Annotated in this window: 3 protein-coding genes; 2 read left to right on the top strand and 1 reads right to left on the bottom strand. The window is 75.9% G+C overall.

Going from position 1 to position 3,034, the window contains the following annotated elements:
• Positions 1 to 73: 73 nt before the first annotated feature.
• A complete protein-coding gene (locus ABTZ17_RS36575) occupies positions 74 to 238 on the bottom strand; it encodes a hypothetical protein (protein ID WP_352200140.1) in 165 nt (54 codons plus the stop codon).
• A gap of 489 nt (positions 239 to 727) precedes the next feature.
• On the opposite strand from ABTZ17_RS36575, the gene ABTZ17_RS36570 reads away from it, so the two are divergent.
• Both ABTZ17_RS36570 and ABTZ17_RS36565 read left to right on the top strand, forming a co-directional pair.
• The gene (locus ABTZ17_RS36570) at positions 728 to 1,585 is read left to right on the top strand and encodes a class I SAM-dependent methyltransferase (RefSeq protein ID WP_352200139.1); all 858 of its coding nucleotides are present in this window, start codon (positions 728 to 730) and stop codon (positions 1,583 to 1,585) included.
• 262 nt (positions 1,586 to 1,847) lie between these two features.
• On the top strand, positions 1,848 to 3,034 hold a 1,187-nt coding region (locus tag ABTZ17_RS36565; protein ID WP_352200138.1), incomplete at its 3' end, for an AMP-binding protein.

Here is a 3,034-nt window from a genome sequence, read left to right as displayed (position 1 = left end):
CCCGTGGAGGGGGTACCGCCGGGCCTGCCGGGCTTACGGGCTTACGGGCTTACGGGCTTACGGGGCGGGAGGACTACGCCGCGCGGCCGGTGCTGCCCGTGCCGTGGCAGGTGCGGCAGGCGCCGATCCATCTGCGGACCACCGGCCGCTGGTGCCCGTTGTCGTCGGTGGCCACCGAGTACTCGGTGTGGTCGGTGAGTCCCGTTCCGCCGCATGCCGCGCACGTCTCTTCACGCATGCCACCCAGCTTGGCGCACCGCGGACGGACGCGGAGCGGGAACGGGGAGTCCCAGCGGGGCCGTTGGGGCTCCGGAGGCGTCACTCGGAGAGCCCGTACCGACGCCGGACGGAGGCGCTGAGCACGTTCACGCCGGAGGCTCAGAGCACGTTCACCAGGATGACGGCCGCCAGGTCCGCGAGGATCACGAAGATCACGAAGCTGACGGCGGCCCAGGCCCGCTGCGACTCGTCCCACCGCACGGCACACCTCCCGCCGGGACCGGTAGGTCCCCGTTCCCGCGGGCCCGGGGCGGGTCCGCGGCGCTCGGTGACACCACACGACCGCGTGTGACCCGACCGCGTGTGACACGACCACATGATGCGCCCGTCGGAGCTCCCGCACCTCTCGAGAACGGCCGTCCTCGCGCGCGGGCGCGCGAGGGGGCCTAGGCTCGGAACTGCCGGCCGCGAAGGGACACGAGCGCAGAGGGACGCGGAGGTGAGCGGCATGGGCGAGACCGAGGGCACGACCGAGGAGGGTACGGCCCGGACGCCCGAGGACCGAGCGCTGAAGGCCAAGCACCGGGCGATGTGGGCCCTGGGCGACTATCCGTCGGTGGCCACGCACGTGATCGCCGAGCTGGGCGGGGTGCTGGTCCGGGAGTGCGGGATCGGACCGGGTGACCGGGTGCTGGACGTGGCGGCGGGCTCGGGGAACGCGGCCGTCCCCGCGGCCCTGCTCGGCGCGCACGTCGTGGCCAGTGACCTGACCCCGGAACTGTTGGAGACCGGACGCGCGGCGGCGGCCGCCGCCGGGGCCGAGCTGGAGTGGCGGGAGGCGGACGCGGAGGACCTGCCGTTCGCGGACGGCGAGTTCGACACGGTCATGTCCTGCGTGGGCGTGATGTTCGCCCCGCACCATCAACGGGCCGCCGACGAGCTGGTGCGGGTGTGCCGACCGGGCGGCACGCTCGGGCTGATCGACTGGACCCCGGAGGGATTCATCGGGCAGATGTTCGCGACGATGCGGCCGTACGCGCCGCCCCCGCCGCCCGGGGCGCAACCGCCTCCACTGTGGGGCGACGAGGAGCACGTGTACGGGCTGCTCGGGGACCGGGTGACGGACGTGGAGGCGCGCCGGCGCACGCTCCGGGTGGACCGGTTCGCGCGACCGGAGGAGTTCCGGGAGTTCTTCAAGGCCGCCTACGGCCCGACGATCGCGGTCTACAAGGCGAACGCGGCCGACCCCGACCGGACGGCCGCCCTGGACGCCGATCTGGACGCCCTCACCGCCCGCCACCTCGCCGACGGGGCGATGGACTGGGAGTACCTGCTGCTGACCGCGCACCGCACGACGGACGCCTGACCGGAGCGGGGCCCGGGGAGGGGTGGGGGTGGCGCGGCCGGTCTTGGGGTTCCGCCGAAGGGGGTGGGACGGGTTGGTCGGGTCGGCGCCTTGCCGGGGGCCGGGCGGCCCGGTTTGGATCACCACGATCATGACGGTGGTCCGGGCCCCGGTGCCGCCGTCGCGACGGCACCGGTACGGAGGAGACGCATGGCAGCCGGCCCCGAGGAACACGTCACCCCCTCGCCCCGGGAGCTCGTCGACCCGCAGGAGCTGGTCGAGGGTGCCGCCCTGCCACCCGCCGGAGCTCCGGACGGAGGAGGTGGCCCGGCTGCTGCGGCTCACCCAGGCCGTGGGCTACGCGGGGCCGGGGCTCCACCGGGGCTTCGACCACACCGCCATGGCCGCGGACCTCGCGACCCGGGGGCCCTTCCTGCGGCGGGTCTTCACCCTGGAGGGGTCTGCGGCCGACTCCCCGTACGGGGGCGGCTACACCACCGATCCGGCGGGCTGCCACTACTTCCCGCTGGGCTCGGTGGACGCGCCGCCGGCGCCGGCTCTGACCGTTCCCGCCGACCGCACGGCCCTGCTGGTGCCGGCGGATCCGGGACCGGGCGGGGCCGGTGGGCCGGTGCTCGTGCCGCGCACCCACGACGAGTTCGCCTGTCAGGTGCGGGCCGCGACCCGCGTCACCGGACTGACCGAGGAGGACGTGTACCTGGCGGCCCTGCCCGCCGGTACCGACCTGGTGCTGGGCTGCCCCGGCATCCTCGGCGCCCTCGCGGCGGGCGGGACGGTGGTCCTGGCCGACGACCCGGAACCGGCCGAGGTGGCCCGGCTGATCGCCGCCGAGGGGGTCACCGTCGTGGCGGTGGACGGAGCGGCTGCCGGCCGATGGTTCGGGGAGGGGCAGGGTGATGGCGAGGAAGGCGAACGGCGCGGGGACGCGGCTCGTGCACGGGAATCCGAAGGGTTGAGGCTGGTGCAGGTGGGTGGGAGCGGGGTGTCCGCCCCGGTGGTCGAGCGGCTGGCGCGGGTGGCGGGGTGCGCGGTGCAGCGGGTGTCGGGCGGGGCCGGCGGACCCCTGCTGCTGACCCGGCCGGGGGACGCGCCCGGGGTCGTGGCCGGAACGTGGGGGCGACCGCTGACGGGCGAGGACGAGATCCGCGTGGTCGGGGCCGACGGGGCGGAGGTCCCGGTGGGGGACGTGGGCGAGTTGGTGGGGCGGGGGCCGTACCTCGCGCGGGGGGTGTACCGGGGGGATCGGGGGGATCCGAGGAGCCGTCATCGGGACGGGTGGGTGTGGACCGGGCGATCGGTGCGGTGGTTGGGGGACGGGGGGGTTGGGGCCGGTGGGGTGAGCCGAGGGGAGGTCGGGGGTGGGGGTGGGGGTGGGGGTGGGGCCGCCGCCCACGCGCACACCCGCCCACCGCGCCCACCGCGTCCTCCGCGCCGTTTCCGCCCGTGCCG

The organism is Streptomyces sp. NPDC097619, from assembly GCF_040302735.1.
In the GTDB taxonomy this organism is placed as follows: Bacteria; Actinomycetota; Actinomycetes; order Streptomycetales; family Streptomycetaceae; genus Streptomyces.
Note: the sequence above shows the minus strand (reverse complement) of the source record. Positions and strands in the feature narration are given on the sequence as shown.

What these genes read in the sequence shown, in the direction of transcription:
- ABTZ17_RS36575 (WP_352200140.1), bottom strand. Translation starts at nt 238, where the DNA reads ATGCGTGAAGAGACGTGCGCGGCATGCGGCGGAACGGGACTCACCGAC.
- ABTZ17_RS36570 (WP_352200139.1), top strand. Translation starts at nt 728, where the DNA reads ATGGGCGAGACCGAGGGCACGACCGAGGAGGGTACGGCCCGGACGCCC.